1 protein-coding gene is annotated in these 1,196 nt (G+C 38.0%); it reads right to left on the reverse strand.

Annotated elements, in window-relative coordinates; translation table 11 throughout:
• Positions 1-1,196 (reverse strand): hypothetical protein (locus OD803_RS14450; RefSeq protein ID WP_262734061.1); only part of this gene is annotated, 1,196 nt, incomplete at both ends.

Consider the following 1,196-nt stretch of genomic DNA (forward strand, 5'->3'; position numbering starts at 1 on the left):
TATGTCCAAGTTGCTATTAACTCTCCACCACATTCTGTGTAGCTTCCTGTAATTACTCCTTTTACTTTTCCTGAAATATAGCAAGCGTCTGTTTCTGCTCCATTATTATAGGTTAAGAATCCAGCTGAATAAGTTGCTGCTTCATCACAAGTGATTTCTTCGTCCTCTACTGGTGCAAATTCTGCAACTGGTGCTGGAGAAATAGTAACAATTTTTGTAGCTGTAATTTCTCTCTGACAATCGTCAATAAACGTCCAAGTTACCACAAACTCTCCACCACATTCTGTATAGCTTCCTGTAATTTCTCCTTCTACTTCACCTGCTATTAAACAAGCGTCAGTCTCAGCATTATTTGTGTACTCTAAGTTAGCCGATTGATAAACAGCAGCCTGATCACAAGTAATAGTAATGTTTTGAGGAACATTTACAAATTCAGCTTTAGGTGCAGGTAATACAGTTACTATTTTTGTAGCCGTAATCTCTCTTTGACAATCATCCATAAATGTCCAAGTTACTTGCAACTCTCCACCACATTCAGTATAGCTTCCACTTAATTCTCCTTCTACTTGTCCTTCAATTAAACAAGACTCGGTCTCAGCATTATTACTATATGATAAGTAGCCTGCAACATAAGATGCAGCTTCATCACATGTAATCTCTTCATTTTCCACTGGAGCAAACTCTGCAGCTGGTGCTGGATTTACTTTAATTTGTTGAGTTTGAGTTATAGTTCTCTCACACTCATCAGTAAAAGTCCAATTAGCAAATAAAAGTCCTCCACATTCAGTGTAACTTCCAGTAATTTCTCCTTCAACTTCGCCTGCTATTAAACAAGCATCAGTTCCAGCTCCATTACTATATGCTAAGTAACCTGCCTCATAAGATGCAGCTTCATCACAATCAATTACAATAACCTCAACTGAATCAAATTCTGCAACAGGAGCTGGTAATACAGTTACTGTTTTTGTAGCTGTAATTTCACGCTCACAATCATCTTTGTAGAACCATGTTACTGTTAATGTTCCTCCACACTCAGAGTATTCACCAGAGATTTCCCCTTCAACTTCTCCTTCTATTAAACAAGCATCAGTCTCAGCATTATTACTATATGATAAGTAGCCTGCAACATAAGATGCTGCTTCATCACATGTAATCTCTTCATCTTCTACTGGTGCAAATTCTGCAGCTGGTGCTGG

This window comes from Gaetbulibacter sp. NE, assembly GCF_025548475.1.
GTDB lineage: Bacteria > Bacteroidota > Bacteroidia > Flavobacteriales > Flavobacteriaceae > Gaetbulibacter_B > Gaetbulibacter_B jejuensis.